This is a genomic window from Streptomyces alboflavus (genome assembly GCF_000716675.1).
GTDB lineage: Bacteria > Actinomycetota > Actinomycetes > Streptomycetales > Streptomycetaceae > Streptomyces > Streptomyces alboflavus.
In genome coordinates, this window is record NZ_JNXT01000021.1 from 1 (window position 1) to 24,222 (window position 24,222).

Consider the following 24,222-nt stretch of genomic DNA (forward strand, 5'->3'; position numbering starts at 1 on the left):
GTGGGGAGAACCGCCGCGGAGCGGCGGGGAGGGTTGCCGTGCGGCGGCCGAGGGGGCGATCCGGTGCAGGCCCAGGGGCCCGGTTCAGCAGCCGTCGTACCCAGCCGTAGGCATCGACAACCGCCGGTGCACCCGCGCCTTCATCCCCGAGTCGTACGCCGGCTCGGCGAACCCCGCGGTCTCGATCCGCACCCCCCGCCGAGCGCACTCCGCGGTGAACTCGTCGGCGGACCGCAGGGCGAGTTCGAGCACCCGGCGGCAGGGGACGACGAAGAGGTCGACGAGCCCGGCGTCGACGTCGCCCCACAGGACGGCGTGGTCGGCGCGCAGGCCACGGACGACCAGCTCACGGGTCACCACGTACCCCTGGGCGGCAGCCCACTTCGCGCACATGGCGTGCTGGCTGCGCGAGTCCACGAGGAAGGGGTCGGCGTCCAGCTCCTCCAGGGGCGTCAGGCTGGCGATCGCAGCGACCCGCACCGCGCGGGCGGCGCTCCCCCCGCCGGCATCTCCCATGGCGTCCCCCCTCACCTCTGGCGTCAGCCGACGACACTACTCCTGGCCGTAGGCTCGGAGACAGTCACACGAAGGAGGAACGGGTGCGGGCCGACGTCACGGTCACCTGGTGGGGCCATGCCACGTGCACGGTGGAGGACTCGGGCACCCGCGTGCTGACCGATCCGCTGTTCGTGCGCCGTCTCGCGCACCTGCGCCGGCGCAGAGGGGCGCTCCCGCCCGCGCAGGCCGCCGTCGCGGACGTCGTCCTCCTGTCCCACCTGCACGCCGACCATCTGCACGTGCCGTCCCTGGCCCGCCTGGCCCCGGGCACGCGCGTCCTGGTCCCGCGCGGCGCCCCCCGCTCCGTGCCGGGCCTGCGCAAGCTGTCCCACCTGCGCTTCACGGAGGTCGCCCCGGGCGACGAGGTCCCGGTCGAGAGCGGCGGCGGCACGGGCGGCGTCGTCGTACGCGTCGTGCCCGCCCTCCACGACGGCCGCCGCCTCCCCCTCGGCCCGCACCGTTCCCCCGCCCTCGGCTATGTCGTCGAGGGCCGCGCCCGCACGTACTTCGCGGGCGACACGGGCCTGTTCGACGCGATGGCCGACGAGGTGGGCCCCGTCGACGTGGCGCTGCTTCCCGTCGGCGGCTGGGGCCCCTACCTGGGCCACGGCCATCTGGATCCGGCCCGCGCCGCCGAGGCCCTGGCGCGGATCGCGCCGCGCAGCGCGGTGCCGGTGCACTACGGCACGTACTGGCCGATCGGCATGGACGCGGTGCGGCCGCACGAATTCCACGGCCCCGGCGACGAGTTCGTGCGCCAGGCGGCCCGCCGCGCGCCGGACGTCGCCGTGCACCGGCTCGGGCACGGCGAGTCCGTACGGCCGGAGGTCGCTCGATGATCCTGGCCGCCGCGGCGACCGTGACGCCGGAGTCCACACAGCAGGCGGTGGGCTATCCGTCGCTGTTCCTGCTGGTGGTGCTCGGCGCGCTGGTGCCGGTGGTGCCGACGGGCGCGCTGGTGAGTTCGGCGGCGGTGGTGGCTTTCCACCAGACCGACACGTCGCCGTTCGCGCTGCTCATCGTGTTCGGGGTGGCGTCGCTCGCGGCGTTCGCCGGGGACATGGGCCTGTACTGGCTCGGGCAGCGCGGCATGCGGTCGAGGAACGGCTCGCGCTGGCTGGAGGCCATCCGGGACCGGGCTCCGGAGGAGCGGCTCGCCCAGGCCCAGGACAAGCTCCAGGACCACGGCGTGCTGGTGCTCGTCCTGTCGCGCCTGGTCCCCGCGGGCCGCCTCCCGGTGATGCTGGCCTGCCTCCTGGCGAAGCTGCCGCTGCGCCGGTTCGCCCGCGGCAACCTCCCGGCCTGCCTGGCCTGGGCCGTGACGTACCAGCTCATCGGGATTCTCGGCGGCTCCCTGTTCCCGGAACCCTGGCAGGGCGTGGCCCTGGCCGTCGGCCTCACGGTCGTCATCAGCCTGGCCCCGACGGCGTGGCGCCGCCTCCGCAGGACCCGCTCGACGGCCACCTGACCGCACCGGCACCACGGCCGCCTCACCCGCCTCAGCCAGGAAGCACCCGGGACCCGCCCACCGGCAGATCCCACAGCTCCCCCCGCTCCCTCCCGGCCGCCGCCCAGGCGTCCCGTACCCGCGCCAGCGGCTCCAGGACCGGCTCCGCCGACAGCAGGAACGTCCCCCAGTGCATGGGCGCCATCCGCCGCGCCCCCACGTCCAGCGCGGCCCGCACCGCCTCCTCCGGGTCGCAGTGCACGTCCCGCAGCCACCAGCGCGGCTCGTACGCCCCGATGGGAAGCAGCGCCAGGTCGATCCCGGGGTAGCGCTCCCCGATCCGCTCGAACCAGTGCCCGTACCCCGTGTCCCCCGCGAAGTACACCCGCTGCCCGTCCACGTCGGTGAGCACCCAGCCGCCCCACAGGCTCCGGCAGGTGTCCCGCAGCCCCCGCTTGGACCAGTGGTGCGCCGGTACGAAGTCGAAGCGGACCCCGCCGAGTTCGGCGCCCTCCCACCAGTCGAGCTCGACGACCCGGGTGAAGCGGCGGCGCGTGAACCACCGGGCGAGGCCCGCGGGGACGAGGACGGGGGTGTCGCGCGGGAGCCTTCTGAGGGTGGGCGCGTCCAGGTGGTCGTAGTGGTTGTGGCTGATGACCACGGCGTCGACGCGGGGCAGCGCGCTCCAGGGGACACCGACGGGCGTGACCCGGGCGGGGGTGCCGAGGATCCTGCGGGACCAGACGGGGTCGGTGAGGACGGTGAGCCCACCGACGCGCACCACCCAGCTGGCGTGCCCGACCCAGGTCACCGCGACCGTGCGGGAGTCGACGCGGGGCAGCGGACCCGGTTCGTACGGCAGCCGCGGAATGTCGGCGAGCGCCGCGAGCGGCGGCCTCAGCGCCCCCTCGCGGGCGAACCGCGCGAAGGCCCGGAGGCCGGGCAGCGGCGCGGTGAGCCGGTCGGCAAAGGACTTGGGCCACAGCCGGACGGTGCCGGGGGTACGGGGAGCGACCGGGACGGCCCCGGTCCGGACGGCCCGCGCACCCCGCCCGTCCGGCACGCCCCGCGCCTGCGGCCCGCCACCTCCACCCCGCGCCGCGTCCCGCGCCTGCGGCCCGCCCGCGTCGCCCCGTACGTCCTGCGCGACCCGTGTCTCCGTCCGGTCGCGCCCACCTCGTGCGTCCCGGGTCTCCGACCGGCCCCCGCCGCCGTCGAGCCCGCCCCCACCGTCCTGCGCCTCCCGGCCCCGTCGTACCGGCTGTGTCTGCTCCGTCTGTTCGCTGTCCCGTGGCTGCTGCTGCGTCTGCTGCGTCACCGAGGATGCTCCCATCGCTGTGCTTCGGCACGGAGGTCGTCGAAGGCCGCTGCGAACGAGGTCAACGCCCGTTCCACATGCGGCAGTTCCAGGGGGTCGGGGGCGCCGAGCGCGGCCATCCGCTCCCCCGGGTCCGTGCCGAGGAGCGGCCCCGTGGAGAGGCGGACGCGCAGCGCGGCGATGTCGTCGCCGAAGCGGTGGCCGCCGGGGGCGGGCATGCCGAGGCGGTCGCCCAGGAAGTCCTCCAGGTCCTGCGCGTCGCCCACCCCGCGCGCCGCCAGCTCGGAGCGCAGCGGCCCGAGGTCGGCGTACAGGTGCCGCCCCGCGCTCGGCGGCCGGGCGAAGCCGCCCGCCGCGACCACCGCCTGCCGCAGGGCGACGGCAACGCGCGCGTGCAGCCTCGTCGCCGCGGCCAGGCGGGCGGTGATCTCGTCCGGCTCCCCCAGGGCGTACGCGGCCGCGGCGGCGACCGGCGCGGCCGGGGACGCGCCGAGCGCGGTGAGGACGTCGAGGACGCGGGCGCGCAGGGCCGCCGCGGGGCCACCCGCCGGGAACCGGGCGACGGCGGCGGGCAGCGCGGGCGGCAGGAAGGCGCCGGACAGGTCGCAGACGACGGTGACCCGTTCGGGGGCCATCTCGGCGGGGCCGACCAGGACGGTCTCGCGGGGGCGGTGCAGGGTGTCGCGCCAGGTCTCGTCGCTGACGATGTGCAGGCCCTCGCCCGCCGCCGCCTCGACGGCCTCGAGCACGACCTCCGGCGGCGGCACCGTGGCCGTCGGGTCGTCGGCGACCGACATCACGAGCAGGCGCGGCGAGCCGCCCTCGACGCGGACGCGGCGGACGGTTTCGAGGAGGGCGTACGGGTCGGGCACGCCGCCGCACTCGGCGGGCGTCGGCACGTGGTACACCGACCGGCCGAGGAGGCGTACCTGGGGCTCCCACCAGGCGGCGCACGGGCGGGGCAGGAGGACGTCGCCGCCGACGGCCGCGGTGAGCGCGAGCAGCAGCGGCGCGGCTCCGGGCGCGGCGGCGACGTGGTCGCGCTCGGCGGGCAGGCCGCGCCGGGTCCAGTAGCCGCAGGCCGCGTCCAGAAGCGCCGGGCCGCCGCCGGGCGGCTGCGCGTGCGAGCGGCCCGCGGCGGACGCGAGGACGGCGGTCAGCTCCGCGAGGACCGGGAGCCCCGGCTCCGGCAGGGGCGGGCCGTACCGGACGCGGCCGCGGCCCTCGTGGTCCGTCCGCCGCATGGGTACCTCCGTGCGCTCCCGTGACCTCTCGTGTGCCGTCGGGTGTCTCCGTACCCACGGCGGCGCCGCTCCACGTCCCGGTGGTCGGCCGCTTGACCTGACCGGCGGTCAGCGAGCGGACGTCCGGTCGCGGCGCAGCCGGTGCACGGCGGCGCCCAGGGCCCCGCTGACCAGCAGGCCGCCCGCGGCGAGCGCCGCCGGCGAGTCGGTGAAGCCGCCGTCACGGCCGGCGTGGACGCCGTGGGCGGCGGGGGCCGTATGGGTGGGGGTGTGCGTGGGCCGGTGGGTGGGGGTGTGGGCGGTACGGGTGACGGTGAACGTCGCCTTCCACCGGCCGTCGTCGTGGCAGGCGCCGTCCACGGCCCACTGCGACTCGGGGCCGACGGCGTTCGGGCCGCCGCCTTCGAAGGACGCGGCGGCGGCAATGCGGGCTGTGCCCTGGTAGGCGACCCCGGCGCCGCCGCTGTTCGCGCCGTCGTCGTGGTTCCCGGCGTCGTCGCCGTTCGCGCCGTCATCGCCGTTCGCAGCGGCGTCCCCGTTCGCTGCGTTCTCGGCGTCGCCCCTGATCCCGGCCTCGTCCCCCACCCCCGTGTCCGTCCCTGTCCCCGTGCCCGCCCCCATGTCCGTCCCCGACCCCATGTCCGTCCCCGTCCCGGGGTCGAACTCCTCGCCGGGCATGGTCCCCAGGTCGGGCTCCAGGCCGGGCTCGCTGTCGGGTTCGAGTCCCTGCGGGTCCGTTCCCTGCGGGTCGGTGAGGCCGTACGGGTCGGCCTGCTCGTGCTGCCGTTCGTCCGGGAGCCCCTGGCCGGTCTGGACGCGGTGGAGCTGGACGCTGCCCTGCTCGAAGGCCTGGGAGCTCGCGGTCATGGTCTGCGGAGGTGTGCCGCCGGTGTCGGGGCAGGACACGGAGACGGTGATCTGTTCGCCGGGGGCGAGGTGCGTGGGGGTCACTTCGGCGGTGGCGTCTCCCGCGTACGCGGACGGGGCGGCGGCGAGGGTGCAGAGGGCGGCCGTGGTCAGGGTCAGGGCGAGGTGCGGGACGGAAGTGCGCATGAGGTCATTCGAGCGTGGGGGTGCGTCATCCGCGCGGTGTGGCCTCCGGCCGGGTGACCGCGGGCCCGGCCCGCGGCTCACTCGGCCAGTGCCGTCAGCTCGTCCTCAAGACCCCTGCCCCGCGTCTGGACCAGCGCCGCCGCCACTTCGGCGAGTTTGCGGTTGGACTGCTGGGAGATGCGGCGCAGCAGGGTGAAGGCGCGGTCGGCGTCGCAGGTCACGATGTGCATGATGATGCCGCACGCCTGGTCGACGACGGGGCGCGTGCGCAGCGCCTCGCCCAGGTGGTCCAGTTCGGTGAGCGCGGCGCGGTAGTGCCGGTCGCGGACCAGGCCCGCCGCCGCGAGGTCGCCGAGTGCCTGCGCGGGGCCGCAGCCCGCGTCGTCCAGGGTGCCGGGGCGGAAGCTGAACAGCGTGAGGGTGAGGGTGAGCCCCGAGCGCCGGAAAGGCAGCGTGACACTCGCGCGGACCCCGGAGTCCAGGGCGAGCGCGCGGTACTCCGGCCACCGGTCGTCGTGCAGCAGGTCCCCCGCGTCCACCGGCGCGCCCCGCTCCTGGGCCGCGGGGATGGGCCCGTCGCCGGAGCGCAGCTGCGCCGAGACGAGGCCCGACAGGTCGGGGTGGGTGACGGCGGCCGGATGCATCTGGCCGCCCTCGGTGACGGTCACGCCGGCGCCGCAGCACTCCGTGGTGCAGCGCAGCGCCTGTTCGGCCAGTTCTGAGAGCCTGCGCGCCGGCAGGGTGGATTCCGGGCCGTCCGCTCCGGGCAGCATCGGCATCGGGACGCGCCTCCTCGCCTCCTGGTCTCCCTCTTTTCTCTTTTTCGAGTTCCCGGTGACTCCCCCGGGAAACGGCCCCACGCGCTACGTTCATGGCATGGCGGACACCGACCGTTTCGGCGAGGACCTGGCGGATTTCGTGCGCCGGGTCGCGGAGTTGAAGACATCGCGCACGGTCCCCTCCGGCGACCTGCGCACCATGCTCGACGCGGCCCTGTTCGAACTCGACCACGTGGCGGAGCGGCTGTGGCCCGGCTACGAGCGGCTCAACGCGGACGGCCCGGCGATGGGCACGACAGCGGTACGGGACGAACAGCGGCTGCTGCGCGCCGTCTTCCAGCGGTTCCCGCTGCCGGTCGCGCTGGTCGACGGCGAGACGGTGGTGCGGCGCCTGAACGCCGCGGCGGCGGATCTCACGGGTCTGCGCGGCGGGTACGCGACGGGGCGGCCGCTCGCCGGAGTCCTGACGCCGTCCGACCGGACCGCGTTCCGCTCGCAGGCCGCCGCGGTGGCCCGCAGGGAGGGCGACCGCAGCCTGACGGTCCGACTTCAGCACCAGCCGGGGGTCCCGGTGCAGGCGACGCTGACCGCGCTGCACCCCGGCAACGAGCCCCGCACGGTCGTCCTCGTCGTCCTGCAGCCGCCGGGCACCCGGGACCCGATGCCGCGCAGCGTACGGGGGCGCGTCCCCGACCTCGCGGAGGCGACCCGCAACGCCGAACTCCTGGAGCTGACCGACGCCATGACGGTCGCGCTGCTCACCGCGCCGGGCGGGGACCCCGGCCGGGTGCTCGCCCGGGTCCCCGAGGTGCTGCACGGCCGGTTCGCCGACTGGGTGATCGCCGACGAGGACGCCGAGCGGCCGCGGCGGCGCACGGTCCTCGGCCCCGAGGACGGACCGGTCGCCGACGTGCTCGCGCAGGATCCGGCCGACTGTCCGCTGGTCATGGAGACGGCGCGCTGCGGGGCGCCGACGCTGCAGGTGCGGCCGGATCCGCCGGACAGCTTCGGCCGGGACGCGAGCGGCGCCCCGGTCCTGGTGCGCGCGCACGTCACGTCCCTGCTGTGCGTGCCGATCACGCCGGGCCCGGGCGGTCCGGTCGAAGGGGTGCTCAGCCTGTTCAGGACCGGCGCGCGCCTCGCGTTCTCGATGGCGGAGGCGCGCGCCGTGGATGTGATGTCCCGGCACATCGCCCTGGCTATGCGGCGCTCGGGGTGACCCGGGCGGCGCGGGCCCGGTCCTCGTGCCGGGCGGCGGCCGCGTGGTGGGTGGCCTCGCGCAGGACCTCCTCGCGCATCCGCCCGCAGCAGCGGCTGATCAGACGCGACACGTGCATCTGGGAGATGCCCAGGTGCTCGGCGATGCGGCTCTGTGTCATGTCGCGGAAGAACCGCAGGTAGAGGATGGTGCGCTCGCGTTCCGGGAGTTGCGCGAGGCGGGGTTTGACGGCCTCGCGGTCGACGACGACGTCGAGCGCCGGGTCGGGGCCGCCGAGGGTGTCCCGCAGGGCGTAGCCGTCGTCGCTGCCGGGGAGTTCGGCGTCCAGGGACAGCGCGGTGAAGCTGTCGAGCGCTTCGAGTCCGGTCGCCGCGTCCTCCTCGCTCATCCCGGCGCGCTCGGCGATCTCGGCGACGCTGGGGTGGCGTCCGGGGGTGGTCTGGGTCAGGTCCTGGCAGGCGAACCGCACACGGTTGCGCAGGTCCTGGACCCGGCGGGGCACGTGCAGCGTCCACATGTGGTCGCGGAAGTGGCGCTTGATCTCGCCGGTGACGGTCGGCACGGCGTAGCTCTCGAAGGCGTTGCCGCGCTCGGGGTCGTAGCGGTCGACGGCCTTGACCAGGCCGAGGGCGGCGACCTGACGGAGGTCGTCGAGGGCTTCGCCGCGGTTGCGGAAGCGGCCCGCGAGCCGTTCGGCCATGGGCAGCCAGGCCCGCACGAGTTCTTCGCGCAGGGCGTCGCGCTCGGGTCCGTGGGGCAGTTCGCACAGCCGCCGGAAGGCCGCGGCGGTGTCGGGGGCGTCGTCGTGCGGGTGCCGCTTGGACCGCGACCGCTGCGGACGCGGCGGCTGGGGGTGCGGAGGCTGGGGGTGCGGGGTCTTGGAGTGTGCGGGGCGGACCGCGCCGTGGTGACGGGGCGTGTCCTGGAATCGTGCTGCATCGGATCGCATGATGCGTGCAACTCCCTTTGAGCCGGTGCCTGGTGTGGACGGTCACCGTGGGAGGGCGTGCGCTCATCGCACCTGGGCACACCCGGGCGAGCACAACCGCTCCCACGGACGTGCCTCCGGTCCGAAGCACTGCCCTTCCGCCTGCCCCGGGCTCCGCGCGGCAAACGCCCGCACGGGCAGACCGGAGCCGCACCGTCCGGGGGAGGTCGCCTCCGTATCCTGTGCGTCGGGCCGCCGAATCCTGTGCGTCAGACCGCCGACCAGCAGAGGAGCGCACGTGGGGCTGATGCTGTACCCGGCGGGCGCCGAAGCCGAAAGTCCGGACGTCTCCTGGTCGTACACCGGCTTCTCGATGTTCCGGCAGTGGCTGGCGCGGGCCGAGGGTCTCGTGCCGGACCCGATGAGCGGCTTCGGCGGCACCCGCCCCCGGAGCGACGCCGCGACGCCGCGCCCGGGCTCCCCGGGCTCCCCGGTCCGTGGAACCTCGATGTGAGAACCCCCGCCGGATGGGCACCCGGACGGCGGTGGCTCGGACCGCGAGACCGGTCGGACGGAAAAGAGGGGCTCAAGCCATGGAGCGGACGGAGCGGTACGTGAGGGAAGTCATGACACCGGGAGTGGCGGCGGTCAGGCCCGACGCCTCCCTGGTGGAGGCCGCGCAACTGATGCGCGCCGAGGACATCGGCGGTGTCGTCGTGACGGGCGGCGGTCAGGTCCTCGGAGTGCTCACCGACCGGGACATCACCCTGCGTGCCGTGGCCGACGGCGCCGACCCGCTGACGGTCAGCGCGCAGTCCGTGTGCACGCCGAACCCCGTGGTGGTCGCCCCGGACGACGCGGTGTCGGAGGCCCTCGGCCTGATGCGGGCCCACGCGGTGCACCGGCTGCCCGTCGTCGAGGACGGCAGGCCCGTGGGCATGCTGTGCATCGGTGACCTGCCGGTCGAGCGGGGCGCCTGGGACGGACGCTGAGGGACGGGCTCCGAAGGCTCCGGCGTCACCCGGGCGTCACCCGGGCGTCAAGGGGTGCGGCCCAGCAGGTTCAGGAGCGCGGTCTGGGCGTCCGCTCCCGGCGGGGGCTGCACGGCGGGCGCGAACAGGCCGCTCTTGCTCAACTCGGCTGCGTACGGCGTCACTTCGCGTACGGCGTCGGCGACGAGGTCGTCCGGGAGCCGCTCGTCGGCGCCGATCGCCCGGGACAGGTCCCAGGTGTGCACGACGAGGTCGGTGACCATCTGGGCGCAGTAGTCGGTCGCGGGTGTCTCGCCGTACGAGAGGTGCACGGCGCGGTCCAGGGCACCGGGTTCGCCGAACGCGGCGCGGGCCGCGTCGGCCGCGGTGTCCCAGGCGGCGACCGGGTCGGGGCCGAGGACGTCGCCGTCGAAGGCGTCGCCGACGGCCGCGATGGTGGCGCCGTCGCGGACCAGCGGCGGGACCCACAGCTGCTCGAAGACGAGGTGGCCGACAAGGTCCCGCACCGTCCACTCGGCACAGGGCGTCGGCGCGTCCCACTGGTCGGCGCGGACGGCGTGCACCCGGCCGGTGAACAGGTCGACGGCCCGGCCGTGGCGCCGCAGCAGGGGGGTGGTGCCGGTCGTGCTCATGCCGCCTCCGGTGCGTCTGAGGTGCGCGGCACCGCCGCACGCGCACGCACCTTCGAGTGTGGCCCCGGCGGGCGGGCCGGGCAGCGGGAGGCGGCCGGATGGCCGGAAAAGCCGGAAAAGGGAGGCCGGAAGAAGCGGGCCCGATGGCACCGCGTGGGTGCCGAGGGGGAGCGACCGGGCCCGCTGGTCCGAGCCGGCCCGGCGGACTGCGCCGGGCCGGAAGCACCGGGGTTCCGTCCACGGCCGACGCCCCGGAAGAAGGCTAGGGCTCCCGCGACGGCGACCGGTCCATCCGGCACCAGCGACACCCTAGGCGGGCACCCCGGAGCCGACGATCCGCTCGACGCGCCCGGTGTCCGAATAACGCACCGCGACACGCCGTTCCGCGTCACGGACCACGCCGCACCACCCCGCGCGCGGCCGCACACCAGTCGCCCGCGCACCACTCACCCGCGCAGCTCACCGGCACACCGGTCACTCGCGCGACTCACCCGCGCAGCGTCTGCGACGGCAGTTCCCCGAAGCGCGCCCGGTACTGCTCGGCGAACCGCCCGAGGTGCGTGAAGCCCCAGCGGTGGGCGACGGCGCTCACGCACTGCTCCTCGGGCACAGCCGCGCGCAGTTCGTCCCGCACACGCTGGAGGCGCACATCGCGTACGTACGCCATCGGGGACATCCCCACATAGCGGCGGAAGGCCTCCTGGAGCCAGCGCACCCCGACGCGGGCCTCGGCGGCGAGGGTCGCCGCGGTGAAGGGGTGCTCGGGCCGCTCCTGTACGGCGTCCATGGCGCGCTTGACCGGGGCGGGCCGCAGCCGGGCGACGGGGTCGGTGAGCTGGTCGCGCCAGCGGTGTCCGGCGGCGAGCAGGAAGCCGTTCAGGAGCGCCTCCTGGAGGGGGGCGGCCACCAGGGATCCGCTCAGTGTCGCGGACTCGTCGAGGAGGTCGTCCGCGACCGCGCGCACGAGCCGGGTCCAGCTCCGGCCGGGCCCCTGGCCGGTGTCGAAGCCCGGGTCGAACGGGACCGGGCCGCGGGCGGGCCGGTCGAGCAGGGTCTCCAGGCACTCCTCCAGGGCCACCCGGTCCAGCTTCACGGCGAGCACCCGGCAGTCGCCCGACCAGCGGTCGACGACGGTGTCGCCGCACGGCTGGTAGACGGCGGCGCTGTCGGGCGTGGTGAGCACCGGGGCGGCGGAGCCCTGACGCCACGTCATGTGGCCGCTGAGCGGGATGTTGACGTGGTACGCCCCGAGTTCCCCGAGGCGCACCCGCACGTCCGTATTGCAGGTGAGGCCCCCGACAGTGACCGCGCCGAGCCGCCCGATGGCGAACTCGGCCCGGAAGGACCGCTGCCGGTCCAGCACGTCGAGGAAGTTGCTGTAGTAGGCAGCTACCAACACCTCCCGGGCCTCGTCCACATCACTGGTCCGAAAGGGCGTCCTGACAGCCACGGTCTCTCCAACTGCGCAGCGTACGGCGTGGTTTCACCACGCTACCCGGCGCGCTAGCGGGCCCGTTCCACTCTTTGCTCGTCCCATACGGCCTCCGGGGTCTCCCGGACCCGGCCGTCGGCGCCGAAGACCAGGTACCGGTCGAAGGAGCGGGCGAACCAGCGGTCGTGGGTCACGGCGAGCACCGTGCCCTCGTACGCCTCAAGGCCCTCCTGCAGTGCCTCGGCCGACTCCAGGTCGAGGTTGTCGGTGGGCTCGTCGAGCAGCAGGGCGGTGGCGCCCTCCAGCTCCAGGAGCAGGATCTGGAAGCGGGCCTGCTGGCCGCCGGAGAGCTTCTCGAAGCGCTGCTCGGCCTGCCCGGTGAGTTCGTAGCGGCGCAGCCGTGACATCGCCGCGCCCCTGTCCTTGGCGTGCTCGCGCCACAGGATGTCGAGGAGGGTGCGGCCGATCAGCTCCGGGTGGGCGTGGGTCTGCGCGAAGTGTCCCGGCACGACGCGCGCGCCGAGCTTCCACTCCCCCGTGTGGGCCACCGGGTTGTCGGCGTCACCCGCGAGGAGGCGCAGGAAGTGCGACTTTCCGGAGCCGTTGGAGCCGAGGACGGCGACGCGCTCGCCGTAGAAGACCTCCAGGTCGAAGGGTTTCATCAGGCCGGTCAGTTCGAGGTTCTTGCAGGTGACGGCGCGCACTCCGGTGCGGCCGCCGTGCAGGCGCATGGTGATCTCCTGCTTGCGCGGCGGCTCGGGCGGCGGTCCCGCCTCCTCGAACTTGCGCAGCCTGGTCTTGGCCGCCTGGTAGCGCGACGCCATCTCGTCGCTGCGCTTGGCGTACTGCTGCATGTCCAGGACGAGCTTCTTGAGCTGGGCGTGCTTCTCGTCCCAGCGGCGGCGCAGCTCCTCGAAGCGCTCGAAGCGCTCCTGCCGCGCCTCGTGGTACGTCGCGAAGCCCGCGCCGTGCACCCACACCTCCGAGCCGCCGGGGCTCGGCTCCACGCTGACGATCTTCTCGGCGGAGCGGGCGAGGAGCTCCCGGTCGTGGCTGACGAACAGGACGGTCTTGCGGGTCTCCTTCAGGCGCTCCTCCAGCCAGCGCTTGCCGGGGACGTCCAGGTAGTTGTCGGGCTCGTCGAGGAGCAGCACCTCGTCGGTGCCGCGCAGCAGCGCCTCCAGGACCAGGCGCTTCTGCTCGCCGCCGGAGAGCGTGCGCACCTCGCGCCACTGGGCCTTGTCGTACGGGACGCCGAGCGCCGCCGTCGTGCAGATGTCCCAGAGCGTCTCGGCCTCGTACCCTCGGGCCTCCGCCCAGTCGGAGAGTGCCTGTGCGTAGGCCAGCTGGGCCGCCTCGTCGTCGACCGTCATGATCGCGTGCTCGGCGCGGTCGACGGCCCGGGCTGCCTCGCGGATGCGGGGCTGCGCCACGGAGACCAGCAGGTCGCGCACGGTCGTGCCGTCGCGGACCGAGCCGACGAACTGGGGCATCACGCCGAGGCCGCCGCTCACCGTCACGCCGCCGCCGTGCGGCTGCAGCTCCCCCGCGATGAGCCGGAGCAGTGTCGTCTTGCCCGCGCCGTTCGCCCCGACCAGCGCCACCACCGCGCCCTCGCCGACCCGGAACGAGACGTCACCGAGCAGCGCTCGCCCGTCCGGCAGGTAGTACTCGAGGTGCGCGGCTTCCAGATGTCCCATGGGGGCGATTCTCCGGGGCGCCGTTCGGTGGCGGCAAACGGATTGTTGGGAGGGGGCGAGAGGCGGGCCGGCGGAGCGGATTTCGCGGGCGCGGGGGTGCCCGAGCCGCCAGGACGGCGTCAGGGGGCCTCAGAGGGCCTCGGCGGGTCGATCCGTTGCAGAACGCCGTCGGGGGGTACGCGACTCGTATGACCTCAGATGCCGACCGCCCCCTGTCCCCGGCCCGCGGCCCCAGGAGCCGGATGATCGCCCTGGACCGCCGGGTCTTCGAGGCCGTGGCCGCCCGGCACTGGCCGGGAGCCGACCGGCTCCTGCCGCGGCTGAGCCACGCCGCGAACCACGGGCGGCTCTGGTTCGCCGTGGCGGGCACCCTCGCCGCGACCCGGGGCCCCCGGGCCAAGCGCGCCGCCGCCCGTGGCGTGGCCTCCCTCGCGGTGGCGTCCGCGACGATCAACACGCTCGGCAAGCGCTCCGTGCGGCGGACCCGGCCCGCCCTGGACACCGTGCCGCTCGTGCGCAGGCTGAAGCGGCAGCCCATCACCACGTCCTTCCCCTCGGGGCACGCCGCGTCCGCGGCGGCCTTCGCCGTCGGTGTGGCCCTGGAGTCGCCCCGGCTCGGCGCGGCCGTCGCCCCGCTCGCGGGCGCCGTCGCGCTGTCCCGCGTCTACACGGGCGTGCACTTCCCGAGCGACGTCCTCGCCGGTGCCGCCCTGGGCGCGGGCGCCGCGTACGCCGTACGCGGCCTGGTGCCGACCCGGTCCCAGCTGCCGCTGCCCGGCCGTCCGCGCGCCGAGGCCCCCGCCCTGCCCGGCGGGCGCGGCCTCGTCGTGGTCGCCAACAGCGGCGCGAAGACCTCCGACCGGGTGCGCGAGCTGCTCGACGTCCTGCCGCACGCCGAGGTGGTGACGTGCGCGCCGGACGGCCTGGTGGCCGAGCTGGAGAAGGCGGCGGCCCGCGCCCGCGCCCTCGGGGTGTGCGGCGGCGACGGCACGGTCAACGCGGCCGCGTCGGTGGCCCTGCGGCACGGCGTGCCGCTGGCGGTCCTGCCCGGCGGCACGCTCAACCACTTCGCGTACGACCTGGGCGTCGAGGGGCCGCGCGAGCTGGCGCGGGCCGTCGAGGTGGGCGACGCGGTCGCGGTGGACGTGGGCCGCTTCCGCTCCCACTCCGGGTCCGGGTACTTCCTCAACACCTTCAGCCTCGGCGTCTACCCGGAGCTGGTGCGCGAGCGGGAGCGGTGGTCGCCCCGGATCGGCGGCTGGCCCGCGGGCGTGGTCGCCGCCGCGCGGGTCCTGCGCTCCGACCAGCACCCGCTGCGCGCCGAGATCGGCGGCACCGAGCGGGCCCTGTGGCTGCTCTTCGCCGGGAACTGCGCGTACAACCGCCTGGGCCCCGCGCCCACGCGGCGCTTCGACCTCGCCGACGGCCTGCTGGACGTGCGCGTCGTGCACGGCGGCCGCAGGCCCGGATCCCGGCTGCTCGCGGCGGCGCTGACGGCTCCGCTGGAGCGCTCCCCCGTCCAGACCACGGCCCGGCCGCGCCGGCTGCGCGTCGACGGTCTCGCACCCGGTACGAAGATCGCCTATGACGGCGAACTCACCTCTGCCGAGGGTGAGTTGCTGCTCGACAAGCTGCCGGAGGCGCTCGCTGTGTACCGGCCTTCGCTGGCGACGTGACCCGCGCCGCCACCGAGCGCCGTCGAGCGCCGTCGAGCGCCGTCGACAGTGAGCCGCCCACCTGGCTGACCACATCGCGAGACGGGGGTCTCATCATTCGACATGACCGGCTTACAGTGCGGTCATGTCAGCACCCCAGCAGCAGCATGCCGAGACCGCCGTCTACACGCACGGCCACCACGAGTCCGTCCTGCGCTCCCACACCTGGCGCACGGCCGCCAACTCGGCGGCCTACCTCCTCGATTCGCTCCGGCCGCACCTGCGGATCCTGGACGTCGGATGCGGCCCGGGCACCATCACCGCCGACCTGGCCGCGCTGGTCCCCGACGGCCACGTCACCGCCGTCGACCACGCGCCCGGCATCCTCGACCAGGCGCGCGCCACGGCCGCCGACCGCGGCCTGGACAACGTGTCGTTCGGCGTCGCCGACGTGCACGCCCTCGACCACGCCGACGACACCTTCGACGTCGTGCACGCCCACCAGGTGCTCCAGCACGTCGGCGACCCCGTGCGGGCGCTGCGCGAGATGCGCCGGGTGTGCCGCCCTGGGGGGATCGTCGCGGTGCGCGACAGCGACTACGAGGCGATGACCTGGCATCCGCACGTGGCGGGCCTGGACGACTGGCTCGACCTGTACCGGCGGGTCGCCCGCGCAGGCGGCGGCGAGCCGGACGCCGGGCGGCGCCTCAAATCCTGGGCGCTGGCGGCCGGGTTCACCGACATCACGGCGTCGGCGGGCACCTGGTGCTACAGCACGCCCGAGGAGCGGGCCTGGTGGAGCGGGCTGTGGGCGGACCGCACGGTGGTGTCCGCGTACGCGGAGCACGCGACGGCGGGCGGGCACGCGGACCAGGAGCAGCTCGACGCGATCGCGGCGGCCTGGCGGGAGTGGGGACAGGCCGAGGACGGCTGGTTCACGGTGCTGCACGGGGAGTTGCTGTGCCGCGTCTGAGGTGAGCCGCCGAGGCCGGAGGGGGCGCGGGCGGCGGTGGGGTCCGTCCCGGGCGGGCGGCGGGCTCAGTCCCGGGGCAGCAGGGGGCCCAGGGGGCCGAGGTCCAGGTTCAGGTCCTCGGGCCGCAGCCCGTAGCGCTCGCGCAGCCGCGTCATGCGGTCCTCCAGGAGCATCAACGTCATGCCGACCCGCTCTTCCTGATCCTCCGTCAGCTCACCGGACTCGAAGCGGCGGACGGCCTGGCGCTCCATCAGCTCGCGCAGCAGCTCGACGACGGTCAGGACGAGGGCGACGAGGTCGCGCTCCACGGTGTCCGGTTCCAGGTCCATCTTCATGACGCCTCCCGTTCGATCGCTCGCTCCGGCTCCGCACCCCGCCCGCCCGGGTCCCCGCCGCCCTCCCCGGCCGTCGGCCACGGCGAGGGCACCTGTGCGTTGACCGCGCTGATCAGCGCCTTCAGGTCGATACGGACGAGGTCGACGTCCGCGATGCGCAGGGTGATGTCGCCCGTGATGACCACCCCACCGGCGAGCAGCCGGTCGAGCACGTCGACGAGCGCGATCTCCCGCCGCGCGAACGGCTCGGCGAAGCCGGGCCCGGCGTGGCCGTCCGACGCGCTCACGGCGTCCCGCCCGCGTCCTGGCGCGCCGCGCCCTCCCCTCCGTGCGGTTCCTCTCGCGCGTCGGGGTCGTCCGTGAAGGAGTACGCCGCCCACGGCCCGGTCACCTCCACGCGCAGCCCCGGCCGGGTGCCCTCCGTGCGGCCGATCAGCTCCAGGAATTCCTCGGACCACGTACGCGGCACCAGATAGGCGGAGTTGAGGATGTTCCTGCCGGATCCGGCGTCGGTCAGCGGCCCGCTCTGCACGGGGTGCAGCCGCGCGTCGGCCGCGTACCGGCTGAGGTCGCCGTGCAAGCGGCGCGCGAACACGTCGGCCCGCGCCAGGGCCTCCTCGCGCGCGGCGTTCCCGGCCCGGCGGCGGCGCAGATAGTCCCGCCCCGACCTCGGCGCGCGCGAGGACGCCGCGGCGGCGGACCCGCTGTCCCCGCTCCCGTCGCCGTCCGCGGACGCGGCACCCAGCCACACCTTCACGCCCCACTCCACATGGCCGTCGATCCGGTCCAGGATCCGGTGCAGGCGCTCGGACTCGTCCTCCAGCATGGCGCGTACGCCGCTGTCGTCGTGGAAGACCGTGGCGAGCCGCAGCGGCAGCGGACAGGTCACCGTCGCGAGGGCGGCGACGACGTTCTGGTGGGCGCGGGCCGTCTCCGCCAGCCAGCGCAGGTCCTCCAGGTGCGCGCGCAGCGGCTCCCGGCCGAAGTCCCGTTCGGGCACGGGGCTGACGACGGCCACCAGGCCCTCGTGGGTGAGCTGGCGCGGCGGCGCGCCGCCCACGCCGGTGAGGTCGGCGTGCAGCGGCGCGGCCGGCGGGCGGCACACGGCATACACATAGCGCAGGTCATCGTTCACGTTCACGTTCTCCTCGGCCGTCTTGCCCCGTGCCGTCGTCCGTCGTCCCGGCGCCGCGGTCGAGGGCGCCACGGCCCTCCGCTCCCGTGCCCGCCTCCAACTGCTCGACACGGCGCCGCAGTTCCTCGTTCTCCCGCGCGAGCGCGGTCCGGCGCGCGCCGCTGGACAGCGCCGGGTCGTCCTCCCACCAGTCGATGCCCATTTCCTTGGCGCGCTCCACGGACGCGACGACGAGGCGGAGCTTGATGGTGAGGAGTTCGATGTCGAGCAGGTTGATCCGGATGTCCCCCGCGATGACGATGCCCTTGTCCAGGACGCGTTCGAGGATGTCGGCGAGGTTCGCACCGCCCTGCGGATAGGGCTCCGGCAGCCGGCTCGCCGTGGTCATCGGCGGTTCCGGCCGCCGCCGACCGCGACACGCTCTTCATCGGCGTCCGTGTCGTCGACGTAGTCCGCATCGTCGTCGGCGTCGGTCACGTCCTCGCCGTCGTCGGCCGCCTCCGGGGGCATGTCGTCCTCATCGGCCTCCTCGCCCTCGCCTTCCTCCTCGGCGAGCGCGTCCTCGTCGACCTCCTCGTACTCCCCCTCGTCCTCGTCGGCCTCGTCCGGCTCGTCGTAGGACTCCCCCTCGTGACCACCCTGGTCGTCGTCCTCGTACGAACCCTCCTGGTCCGTACGCTCCTCGTCCGCGACCGCCTCCTCGTGGCCGCGCACCACCTCGCCGTCGCGGATCTCGCCGCGCCAGCCGTCGCTCGCCTCGCCGCGCATCGAGAGGTGCCGGGCGAAGTGCTTGAGGTCGAGGCGGACCCGGCGGCCCTGGGCCCGCCAGATGTTGCCGGTCTTCTCGAACAGGCCCTTCGGGTAGTACTCGACGACGAGCAGGACGCGGGTCAGGTGCTCGCCGAGCGGGTGGAAGGTGACCACACCCTTCGTGGTGCCCTTCGCGCCCTCCGACGTCCAGGAGATCCGCTGGTCCGGCACCTGCTCGGTGACGTGGGCCTTCCAGCTGCGGCTCGACCAGAAGATCTTGAGCTGCCAGTCGGAGTCCGTGTCGCCCGCGGCGCTCGCGCTCTTGACGCCCTTGGCGTACGTCGAGAACTCCTGGAACTGCGTCCACTGGTCGTAGGCCTCGCGCACCGGCACGCCGACGTCGACGTACTCCAGGATGACGGTGGGCTTCTGCCCGCCGCCGCCCTTCTTGCGGCGCCCGGTGAGGTTCTTCACGGCGCCCTTGACGGAGTCCTTGAGGTGGCTGCCGCCCAGCTCCAGGGCGCTGCGCACCGGGCCCTTGCCCTGGGCGAGCTTGCGGCCGCCTTCGAGGGCGAGCTTGCCGAAGCCGGGGCTGCGGCCGTCGGCGATGTCGTTGAGCTTGACGGTGGTCTCGCCGAGCTTGCGGCCGACGCCGATCAGGGCGCGCTCGGCCTGCGCCATCGCGTAGGCCTTGGCCTCGTCCTTCAGGCGGTCCGCCGCCGGGCTGTTGGCGGCGGACCGCAGCATGTTCGGGGCGGCGGACCGGCCGCCGTTCCCGGTGTCCTCGCGGGTCTGCTCGCGGGTGTCAGTCATCGCTGCCTCCCCGGGCCCGGGTGGCCTTCTTCGCGGTACGCCGCTGGGTGCCGCGCGCGCTGTCCGTGCCGCGCGTGTCCTGCGCCTTGCGGGCCGGGCCCTTCTTGCGCTCGCCCCGGGCGGCCGACGTGGCCTTCTTCGTCGCCGAACCCGCCTTGCGCGTACCCGACTTGGCCGCTCCGCCCGCACTCTTGCCCGCGTCCCCGGCCTTGTCGGACGCCTCGGCCGCGCCGGGCACGGCATCCGTGGCCCCGGAGAGCCGGTCGCGCACGTCGAGGGTGCGGTCGTGCAGCCGGTCGGCGAGGCCTTCGAGCTGCCGGTCGAGCAGCGATCCCGTCGCCGCCTTGCCGACGCCCCGCAGGTCCTGCTTCAGCTGGTCGCCGATCTCCTTGAACTGCGGGTTGTTCTCCAGTTGCCGGGTCACCGCGCCGACGAGCGCGCCGGGGCTGAGCTGAAGCCTGCGGCCCGCCACCATCGTGCCCACGGCGAAGGCGAGTTTCGCCTTCTTCGTGCGTCCGAGAAGGTACCCCGCGCCCACGGCGAGGCCCACTGCCAGTCGATTCATGACGTTCCTGTCCTCACTGCCCTGACGGTGCCGGCGGTCGGCCGTCCGTCCCTGCCACGCCGCCGACGGGACCGTGGCCGAGACGGGCGAGGAGTTCGTCCTCGCGGCGGTCGAATTCGTCCTCGTCGATCTCACCGGCGTCCAACCGCTCGGTGAGAAGGGCGAGTTCCTGGGTGATGGCCGAGGGGTCGTAGTACTGCCGCTCCGCCTCCGTGACCACCTGGCGGAGCACCCACAGGGTGCCCCGGGCAGGGGCAAGGGGCAGGGCGAGCAGTTCGCCGATGAGTCCCATGGCCGGGCCTCAGCGCCCTCGGCCCACGCTCGCGGCGTCGTCGGCGGGCCGCGCCGGGCCCGGGTCGACGAAGCTGTACGGGGGCAGCGGGCCGTGCACGCGCAGCTCCAGGTGGGGCTGCTCGCGGCGCAGTTCCTCGACGGCGGCGACGAATCCGTCGGCGCTGTCGCGGTTCACCAGGAACGACACGTTGGCGAGCCAGCCGGTGCCCTCGGGGGCGACGCTCACGGAGTCGGCGCACGGCTCGAGGGCACGCAGCACCTCGGCCCCGTCGCCGGCCTCGCGGGCCCGCACGGCCGCGGTCACCTGCTCGCCGAGGTGCAGCTTCTGTTCGTAACTGCCGCCTCCCGCACGCCGGTTGGCCTCGACCAGGGCGCGCAGCTCGGGGTTCTCGGCGAGCACGTGGTGCAGCACGGCCTGCTCGTCGTGTGCGGCCTTCACGTTGTACTCGGCCTTGCCTTCGAGGGCGCGCAGCCGCTCCGCGTAGTGCCCGGCCCGGTCGGCGAGCACCGCGACGACGGCGTCGTCGTCCGGCGCGAGGCTGCCGAAGCGCATCGGGAGGACGGGGCCGCCCGCGCCCGCCTCGTCCAGGACGCTCTGGTGCGCGAGCAGGTCGCGGCGCTTGGGCCGCAGGTCCTCGGGGCTGTCGGAGACGAGTGCGGCGAGGTCGCCGTGCCGGAGCACGCGCACCTTGTGCGCGGGGTCGCCGATGCCGCCCATGCCTTCGGGAAGCGCCGGGTGCGTGGTGGCGGCGATGCCGTAGATGTACGTGGTCACTCCTGCTCCTCCTTCCGGGCGCGGGACGGTGCGCGGCGGGTGCGCGATCGTGCGGGCTCCTCCTCGCCGCGGCCCTCGTCACGGGCCTGCCGGAACGCGTCGGAGATGGTCTCCGCCGCGCCGGAGAGCGCGCCCTTGGACTTGCCGCGCGCGCCGGACTCGGTGATCTCGCCGACGAGGTCGGGCAGGCCGGGGCTCTTGTGCGGGCCCGCCTCCAGGTCGAGGCGGTTGCAGGCCTCGGCGAACCGCAGGTACGTGTCGACGCTCGCGACCACGACCCGCACGTCGATCTTGAGGATCTCGATGCCGACGAGCGAGACACGGACGAAGGCGTCGATCACGAGCCCGCGGTCCAGGATGAGTTCGATGACGTCGTACAGGCCGCTGGTGCCGCCTGCGCCGCCGGATTGCTGTGCCGGGACGACGGTCATGCCGACCGGTCCTCCTTGCGTCGGGGATGTCTGGGGGTTGTCGGGGCGGGCCGGGGTCCGCGGACGCGTGGCCCGGCGAGGGGGATCGGGCACGCCGCGGGGGTCCGGGGCGGGTCTGCCGCCGTCCGGTGGGGCGGGGGTCAGCCGCCGCCCGGCCGGGGCGGGTCGGCCCGCCCTCGTTCGTAGCGCCGCACGCGCCGGTACCCGGTCAGGTCGCCCTGCGGGTCGAGGGTCACGGTGTAGGTCGCGAGCAGGCTCATCGTGTCCGGCACGCGGACCAGTTCGAGCACCTCGACGGCCAGGTCCCAGCCCTCTTCGGTCCGTTCGAAGGACGACACGGACTCGACGGTCTGACCGGTGAGTTCCGCCAGTTGCTCACGCGCGCGGCGCAGCACGGTGACAGGTCCCGGCAGGCCGTCGGTGTCGGCCTTGGTCTTGTTCGTGTTCGCGCTCTGCTTTCTCGACGTCTGGGTCATGGCCACCTCCTGGTCCGAGTGACCCTGTGGGCGCGGGCCAAACGCCGTCCGTCCTCACTCCTCCCCGGTCCGCTCGGCGGCGTCCCGCGTCCGCTCCGGCGCCCCCGCCACCCGCGCGGTCTCCGGCGACGCCGTGTCCAGCGGCACCGACCAGGACCGGACCAGGCCCAACTGCACGCCCTGGCGCGGGAGTACGGCGTCCAGGAGCCAGTCGGCGGCGACCCGGACCCGGTTGCCGGGCATCGCCGCCAGGTGGTAGCCGCGGGTGACGGCCCCGGCGAGGGGGCCGGACAGCGGGACGCCCAGCGGGTTGGCGGCGCCGCTGACGCCGCCGAGGTCGACGGTGAAGCCGAGGTCGTGGTGGCGGTAGGAGCGCCGCCGGCCGAGGCCGAGGGAGGCGGCGACGTTGTTGCCCGCGGTCTTGCCCTGCCGCCAGGCGTGCTGCGCGGTCATCGCCGTGTACTGCCCCTTCGCGGTCAGGTCGGGCACGGCCGCCGCGTCGCCGCACGCGAACACCTCGGGGTGCTCCGGCACGTTCAGGAACGGGTCGACGAGCAGCCGTCCCCGCTCCAGGGCGCTGCCGATCCCGGCGACGAGCGGGTCGGGCCGCACGCCCACGCACCACAGCAGGGTGCGCGTGGGCAGGTGGTCGCCGTCGGAGAGGAGCACGCCCTCGCGGGTCGCCTCCTTCACGGACGTCTCCGTGCGGACCTCCACGCCGCGCCGCCGCAGCACCCGGTCCGCGGTGGCCGAGAGCCGCCGGTCGAGCTCCGGCAGGACCCGCGGCGCGATGTCGAGCAGCACCCAGCGCGGCTCGATCCCGGTCCGCAGCGGCTGCCGCCGCACCAGGGAGCGCGTGAACAGCTCGCCGTGCGCGGCGACCTCGACGCCCGTGTAGCCGGCGCCCGCCACGACGAACGTGCAGCGCGCCCGGCACGCCGACGGGTCGTCCGAGGCCGCGGCCAGCTCGATCTGCCGCGTCACGTGGTCGCGCAGGTACAGGGCCTCGGGAAGCCCGCGGAAGCCGTGCGCGTGCTCGGCGACCCCGGGCACGGGCAGCAGCTTGTTGACGCTGCCGACGGCGAGCACCAGGCGGTCGTAGGAGAGTTCGCCGTCCTGGCCCTCGGGGTCGGCGTAGTGCACGGCGCGCCGCGTCAGGTCGATGCGGTCGGCCTCGCCGAGCACGAGGCGTACGTGGCGCAGTGCGCCGGCGAGCGACACGGTGACGCGGCGCGGTTCGAGCACGCCCGCGGCGACCTGGGGAAGCAGCGGCAGATACAGGAAGTAGTCGGTGGGGTTGAGCAGGGTGATGTCGGCCCGGCCGCGGGTCAGGCGGGACAAGGTGCGGGCGGCCTGGAACCCCGCGAAGCCCGCGCCGACGATGACGACGTGCGGTCGGACGGCGGTTCGGCTCACAGTGTGCCTCCTGCGTGGTCCGGTACGTCCGGTGTGTTCCGGCGGACCTCCCGCGTGCCCTGGCCCGGCCGCGGTGAAACGCCCGCCGTTTGCCGTCGCGCCCCCGGGTTACCCGGCCCGCACACCAGAGCGAAGGGCGTGTGCCCCATGGCCGAGTCCGGATACGTCAGCGTGGAGCCGCCCATGATGTCGGCGTACACGATCCCGGCGGACGCCCCGGAAGCCGACGGCACGTTCGCGTGGGACACGACCACGATCGTCGTCGCGGAGGTCTCCGCGGGCGACGCGACCGGCACCGGCTGGACCTACGCGCCCGCCGCCACCGTCGACCTCGTACGGGAACAGCTCTCGCCCGTCCTCGCGGGCCGCGACGCCCTCGACATCCCCGCCGCGCACGACGCGCTCACCAAGGCGATGCGCGACACCGGCCGCGAGGGGCTCGCCGCCCGCGCGATCTCGGCCCTCGACATCGCCCTGTGGGACCTCAAGGCCCGCCTGTTCGAGGTCCCCCTGGTCCGGCTCGTCGGCGCGGCCCGCGACGACGTGCCGGTCTACGGCAGCGGCGGCTTCACCACGTACCACGACACGCATCTGGCGGCCCAGCTCAACGGCTGGGTGCACGGCCAGCGGATACCGCGCGTCAAGATCAAGGTCGGCGAGGGCTGGGGGCGGGCGGCGGCGCGCGACGTGTCGCGGGTGCGCAGGGCCCGCGATGTCATCGGGCGGCAGGCCGAGCTGTACGTCGACGCGGGTGGCGCGTACACCCGCAAGCAGGCGGTGCGGATCGGCCGGGTGCTCGCCGAGCACGGCGTGGGCTGGTTCGAGGAGCCGGTGTCCGCCGACGACCTGACGGGCCTCGCGCTGGTGCGCGACGCCCTCGTCTGCGACATCGCGGCGGGCGGCTACGGGCACGGCCTCCCCTACTTCGCCCGGATGGTCCCTGCCGTCGACTGCCTCCAGGCCGACGCCACCCGCTGCGGCGGCCTCACCGCGTGGCTGCGCGCCGCCGCGCTCGCCGAGGCCCACGGCCTGGAGGTGTCGGCGCGCGGCGCCCCGCACGCGCACGCGGCGGTCGCGGCGTGCGTGCCGAACCTGCGGCACGTCGAGTGGTTCCACGACCACGTCCGGGTCGAGTCGATCGTCTTCGACGGCGTCCTGGACCCGACCGGCGGCACGGTCCGCCCGGGCGGCGGCACCGGCCACGGGCTGCTCCTGCGCACGCCGGACGTGGAGGAGTACCGGGTCGCGTGAGGGTGCTCGCGCGGCGGGGAACACCGGGTCGGGAATATCGGGTCGCGCGCG

Annotated in this window: 28 protein-coding genes; 8 read left to right on the forward strand and 20 right to left on the reverse strand. The window is 74.9% G+C overall.

Annotation, left to right across the window (positions count from 1 at the left end; genetic code table 11):
• Positions 1-84: 84 nt before the first annotated feature.
• Positions 85-516 (reverse strand): hypothetical protein, encoded by a 432-nt coding sequence (locus tag OO63_RS17325; protein ID WP_051810967.1) that lies wholly within the window; start codon positions 514-516, stop codon positions 85-87.
• Positions 517-599: 83 nt separating this feature from the next.
• Between OO63_RS17325 and OO63_RS17330 the strand changes: the two genes are divergently transcribed.
• Positions 600-1,397 carry an MBL fold metallo-hydrolase gene (locus tag OO63_RS17330; protein ID WP_030361750.1) on the forward strand — a complete coding sequence of 266 codons (798 nt, stop codon included), beginning with the start codon at positions 600-602 and terminating at the stop codon, positions 1,395-1,397.
• Positions 1,394-2,026: a DedA family protein gene (locus OO63_RS17335; protein ID WP_030361751.1), complete on the forward strand. Its 633-nt coding sequence runs from the start codon at positions 1,394-1,396 to the stop codon at positions 2,024-2,026. The genes OO63_RS17330 and OO63_RS17335 overlap by 4 nt, the downstream gene beginning before the upstream one ends.
• A 31-nt stretch (positions 2,027-2,057) precedes the next feature.
• Here the strand turns inward: OO63_RS17335 and OO63_RS17340 are convergent, their stop codons facing one another.
• The 4 genes from OO63_RS17340 to OO63_RS17355 all read right to left on the reverse strand — a co-directional run bounded on the left by OO63_RS17340 (position 2,058) and on the right by OO63_RS17355 (position 6,399).
• Positions 2,058-3,323 (reverse strand): MBL fold metallo-hydrolase, encoded by a 1,266-nt coding sequence (locus tag OO63_RS17340; protein WP_234311359.1) that lies wholly within the window; start codon positions 3,321-3,323, stop codon positions 2,058-2,060.
• A complete protein-coding gene (locus OO63_RS17345; protein WP_030361753.1) occupies positions 3,320-4,567 on the reverse strand; it encodes an aminotransferase class I/II-fold pyridoxal phosphate-dependent enzyme in 1,248 nt (415 codons plus the stop codon). Before OO63_RS17345 ends, OO63_RS17340 begins: the two co-directional genes overlap by 4 nt.
• 108 nt (positions 4,568-4,675) lie before the next feature.
• Positions 4,676-5,620 (reverse strand): hypothetical protein, encoded by a 945-nt coding sequence (locus OO63_RS42265; RefSeq protein WP_051810955.1) that lies wholly within the window; start codon positions 5,618-5,620, stop codon positions 4,676-4,678.
• 77 nt (positions 5,621-5,697) lie between these two features.
• Positions 5,698-6,399, reverse strand: a complete 702-nt coding sequence (locus OO63_RS17355; protein WP_030361755.1) for an ANTAR domain-containing response regulator — start codon at positions 6,397-6,399, stop codon at positions 5,698-5,700.
• Positions 6,400-6,496: 97 nt separating this feature from the next.
• Here OO63_RS17355 and OO63_RS17360 point away from each other — a divergent pair, with 97 nt between their 5' ends.
• Positions 6,497-7,618: a PAS domain-containing protein gene (locus OO63_RS17360; protein WP_030361756.1), complete on the forward strand. Its 1,122-nt coding sequence runs from the start codon at positions 6,497-6,499 to the stop codon at positions 7,616-7,618.
• On the opposite strand, the gene OO63_RS17365 is transcribed toward OO63_RS17360, so the two are convergent.
• Complete coding sequence (locus OO63_RS17365) at positions 7,599-8,567, reverse strand: RNA polymerase sigma factor SigF (RefSeq protein ID WP_030361757.1); 969 nt, start codon at positions 8,565-8,567, stop codon at positions 7,599-7,601. The genes OO63_RS17360 and OO63_RS17365 overlap by 20 nt on opposite strands.
• 277 nt (positions 8,568-8,844) lie before the next feature.
• Between OO63_RS17365 and OO63_RS17370 the strand changes: the two genes are divergently transcribed.
• A complete protein-coding gene (locus OO63_RS17370; RefSeq protein WP_033264208.1) occupies positions 8,845-9,060 on the forward strand; it encodes a hypothetical protein in 216 nt (71 codons plus the stop codon).
• A 79-nt stretch (positions 9,061-9,139) separates the two neighbouring features.
• Positions 9,140-9,538, forward strand: coding sequence for a CBS domain-containing protein (locus OO63_RS17375; RefSeq protein ID WP_030361758.1), 399 nt, complete (start codon positions 9,140-9,142; stop codon positions 9,536-9,538).
• 47 nt (positions 9,539-9,585) lie between these two features.
• Here OO63_RS17375 and OO63_RS17380 read toward each other — a convergent pair whose 3' ends face one another.
• The 3 genes from OO63_RS17380 to OO63_RS17390 form a co-directional block, all read right to left on the reverse strand.
• Positions 9,586-10,170 carry a TIGR03086 family metal-binding protein gene (locus tag OO63_RS17380; protein WP_030361759.1) on the reverse strand — a complete coding sequence of 195 codons (585 nt, stop codon included), beginning with the start codon at positions 10,168-10,170 and terminating at the stop codon, positions 9,586-9,588.
• A gap of 487 nt (positions 10,171-10,657) precedes the next feature.
• Complete coding sequence (locus OO63_RS17385) at positions 10,658-11,620, reverse strand: AraC family transcriptional regulator (RefSeq protein ID WP_234311360.1); 963 nt, start codon at positions 11,618-11,620, stop codon at positions 10,658-10,660.
• 53 nt (positions 11,621-11,673) lie between these two features.
• On the reverse strand, positions 11,674-13,302 hold the full coding sequence (locus OO63_RS17390; protein ID WP_030361761.1) for an ABC-F family ATP-binding cassette domain-containing protein: 1,629 nt from the start codon (positions 13,300-13,302) through the stop codon (positions 11,674-11,676).
• A 188-nt stretch (positions 13,303-13,490) separates the two neighbouring features.
• On the opposite strand from OO63_RS17390, the gene OO63_RS17395 reads away from it, so the two are divergent.
• Entirely contained in the window at positions 13,491-14,978 is a 1,488-nt protein-coding gene (locus tag OO63_RS17395; RefSeq protein WP_030361762.1) for a bifunctional phosphatase PAP2/diacylglycerol kinase family protein, read from the forward strand.
• A gap of 124 nt (positions 14,979-15,102) precedes the next feature.
• Positions 15,103-15,930 carry a class I SAM-dependent methyltransferase gene (locus tag OO63_RS17400; protein ID WP_030361763.1) on the forward strand — a complete coding sequence of 276 codons (828 nt, stop codon included), beginning with the start codon at positions 15,103-15,105 and terminating at the stop codon, positions 15,928-15,930.
• 65 nt (positions 15,931-15,995) lie between these two features.
• Here the strand turns inward: OO63_RS17400 and OO63_RS17405 are convergent, their stop codons facing one another.
• The 11 genes from OO63_RS17405 to OO63_RS17455 form a co-directional block, all read right to left on the reverse strand.
• Complete coding sequence (locus OO63_RS17405; protein ID WP_030361764.1) at positions 15,996-16,265, reverse strand: gas vesicle protein K; 270 nt, start codon at positions 16,263-16,265, stop codon at positions 15,996-15,998.
• The gene (locus OO63_RS17410) at positions 16,262-16,552 is read right to left on the reverse strand and encodes a gas vesicle protein (RefSeq protein ID WP_234311361.1); all 291 of its coding nucleotides are present in this window, start codon (positions 16,550-16,552) and stop codon (positions 16,262-16,264) included. Before OO63_RS17410 ends, OO63_RS17405 begins: the two co-directional genes overlap by 4 nt.
• Complete coding sequence (locus tag OO63_RS17415; RefSeq protein WP_030361766.1) at positions 16,549-17,400, reverse strand: GvpL/GvpF family gas vesicle protein; 852 nt, start codon at positions 17,398-17,400, stop codon at positions 16,549-16,551. The genes OO63_RS17410 and OO63_RS17415 overlap by 4 nt, the downstream gene beginning before the upstream one ends.
• Positions 17,390-17,788, reverse strand: a complete 399-nt coding sequence (locus tag OO63_RS17420) for a gas vesicle protein (RefSeq protein ID WP_030361767.1) — start codon at positions 17,786-17,788, stop codon at positions 17,390-17,392. The genes OO63_RS17415 and OO63_RS17420 overlap by 11 nt, the downstream gene beginning before the upstream one ends.
• Complete coding sequence (locus OO63_RS17425; RefSeq protein ID WP_030361768.1) at positions 17,785-18,963, reverse strand: SRPBCC family protein; 1,179 nt, start codon at positions 18,961-18,963, stop codon at positions 17,785-17,787. Before OO63_RS17425 ends, OO63_RS17420 begins: the two co-directional genes overlap by 4 nt.
• Positions 18,956-19,528, reverse strand: a complete 573-nt coding sequence (locus tag OO63_RS42890; RefSeq protein WP_030361769.1) for a hypothetical protein — start codon at positions 19,526-19,528, stop codon at positions 18,956-18,958. The genes OO63_RS17425 and OO63_RS42890 overlap by 8 nt, the downstream gene beginning before the upstream one ends.
• Positions 19,529-19,541: 13 nt before the next feature.
• Positions 19,542-19,820: a gas vesicle protein GvpG gene (locus tag OO63_RS17435; RefSeq protein ID WP_030361770.1), complete on the reverse strand. Its 279-nt coding sequence runs from the start codon at positions 19,818-19,820 to the stop codon at positions 19,542-19,544.
• Between the two features lie 9 nt (positions 19,821-19,829).
• Positions 19,830-20,597 (reverse strand): GvpL/GvpF family gas vesicle protein, encoded by a 768-nt coding sequence (locus OO63_RS17440; RefSeq protein WP_030361771.1) that lies wholly within the window; start codon positions 20,595-20,597, stop codon positions 19,830-19,832.
• Positions 20,594-21,028, reverse strand: a complete 435-nt coding sequence (locus OO63_RS17445) for a gas vesicle structural protein GvpA (protein WP_030361772.1) — start codon at positions 21,026-21,028, stop codon at positions 20,594-20,596. Before OO63_RS17445 ends, OO63_RS17440 begins: the two co-directional genes overlap by 4 nt.
• A gap of 140 nt (positions 21,029-21,168) precedes the next feature.
• Positions 21,169-21,504, reverse strand: a complete 336-nt coding sequence (locus tag OO63_RS17450) for a gas vesicle protein GvpO (protein ID WP_030361773.1) — start codon at positions 21,502-21,504, stop codon at positions 21,169-21,171.
• Positions 21,505-21,558: 54 nt separating this feature from the next.
• Positions 21,559-22,920, reverse strand: a complete 1,362-nt coding sequence (locus tag OO63_RS17455; RefSeq protein ID WP_030361774.1) for an NAD(P)/FAD-dependent oxidoreductase — start codon at positions 22,918-22,920, stop codon at positions 21,559-21,561.
• Positions 22,921-23,067: 147 nt separating this feature from the next.
• On the opposite strand from OO63_RS17455, the gene OO63_RS17460 reads away from it, so the two are divergent.
• The gene (locus tag OO63_RS17460; protein ID WP_030361775.1) at positions 23,068-24,171 is read left to right on the forward strand and encodes an enolase C-terminal domain-like protein; all 1,104 of its coding nucleotides are present in this window, start codon (positions 23,068-23,070) and stop codon (positions 24,169-24,171) included.
• Positions 24,172-24,222 lie beyond the last annotated feature (51 nt).

Bases quoted from the DNA above. Each gene is read 5' to 3' on its own strand.
- OO63_RS17345 (WP_030361753.1), bottom strand. From the start codon at position 4,567: ATGCGGCGGACGGACCACGAGGGCCGCGGCCGCGTCCGGTACGGCCCG.
- OO63_RS17395 (WP_030361762.1), top strand. From the start codon at position 13,491: ATGACCTCAGATGCCGACCGCCCCCTGTCCCCGGCCCGCGGCCCCAGG.
- OO63_RS17325 (WP_051810967.1), bottom strand. From the start codon at position 516: ATGGGAGATGCCGGCGGGGGGAGCGCCGCCCGCGCGGTGCGGGTCGCT.
- OO63_RS17355 (WP_030361755.1), bottom strand. From the start codon at position 6,399: ATGCCGATGCTGCCCGGAGCGGACGGCCCGGAATCCACCCTGCCGGCG.
- OO63_RS17335 (WP_030361751.1), top strand. From the start codon at position 1,394: ATGATCCTGGCCGCCGCGGCGACCGTGACGCCGGAGTCCACACAGCAG.
- OO63_RS17390 (WP_030361761.1), bottom strand. From the start codon at position 13,302: ATGGGACATCTGGAAGCCGCGCACCTCGAGTACTACCTGCCGGACGGG.
- OO63_RS42265 (WP_051810955.1), bottom strand. From the start codon at position 5,620: ATGCGCACTTCCGTCCCGCACCTCGCCCTGACCCTGACCACGGCCGCC.
- OO63_RS17380 (WP_030361759.1), bottom strand. From the start codon at position 10,170: ATGAGCACGACCGGCACCACCCCCCTGCTGCGGCGCCACGGCCGGGCC.
- OO63_RS17405 (WP_030361764.1), bottom strand. From the start codon at position 16,265: ATGAAGATGGACCTGGAACCGGACACCGTGGAGCGCGACCTCGTCGCC.
- OO63_RS17400 (WP_030361763.1), top strand. From the start codon at position 15,103: ATGTCAGCACCCCAGCAGCAGCATGCCGAGACCGCCGTCTACACGCAC.
- OO63_RS17425 (WP_030361768.1), bottom strand. From the start codon at position 18,963: ATGACTGACACCCGCGAGCAGACCCGCGAGGACACCGGGAACGGCGGC.
- OO63_RS17460 (WP_030361775.1), top strand. From the start codon at position 23,068: ATGGCCGAGTCCGGATACGTCAGCGTGGAGCCGCCCATGATGTCGGCG.
- OO63_RS17360 (WP_030361756.1), top strand. From the start codon at position 6,497: ATGGCGGACACCGACCGTTTCGGCGAGGACCTGGCGGATTTCGTGCGC.
- OO63_RS17435 (WP_030361770.1), bottom strand. From the start codon at position 19,820: ATGGGACTCATCGGCGAACTGCTCGCCCTGCCCCTTGCCCCTGCCCGG.
- OO63_RS17445 (WP_030361772.1), bottom strand. From the start codon at position 21,028: ATGACCGTCGTCCCGGCACAGCAATCCGGCGGCGCAGGCGGCACCAGC.
- OO63_RS42890 (WP_030361769.1), bottom strand. From the start codon at position 19,528: ATGAATCGACTGGCAGTGGGCCTCGCCGTGGGCGCGGGGTACCTTCTC.
- OO63_RS17375 (WP_030361758.1), top strand. From the start codon at position 9,140: ATGGAGCGGACGGAGCGGTACGTGAGGGAAGTCATGACACCGGGAGTG.
- OO63_RS17365 (WP_030361757.1), bottom strand. From the start codon at position 8,567: ATGCGATCCGATGCAGCACGATTCCAGGACACGCCCCGTCACCACGGC.
- OO63_RS17450 (WP_030361773.1), bottom strand. From the start codon at position 21,504: ATGACCCAGACGTCGAGAAAGCAGAGCGCGAACACGAACAAGACCAAG.
- OO63_RS17420 (WP_030361767.1), bottom strand. From the start codon at position 17,788: ATGACCACGGCGAGCCGGCTGCCGGAGCCCTATCCGCAGGGCGGTGCG.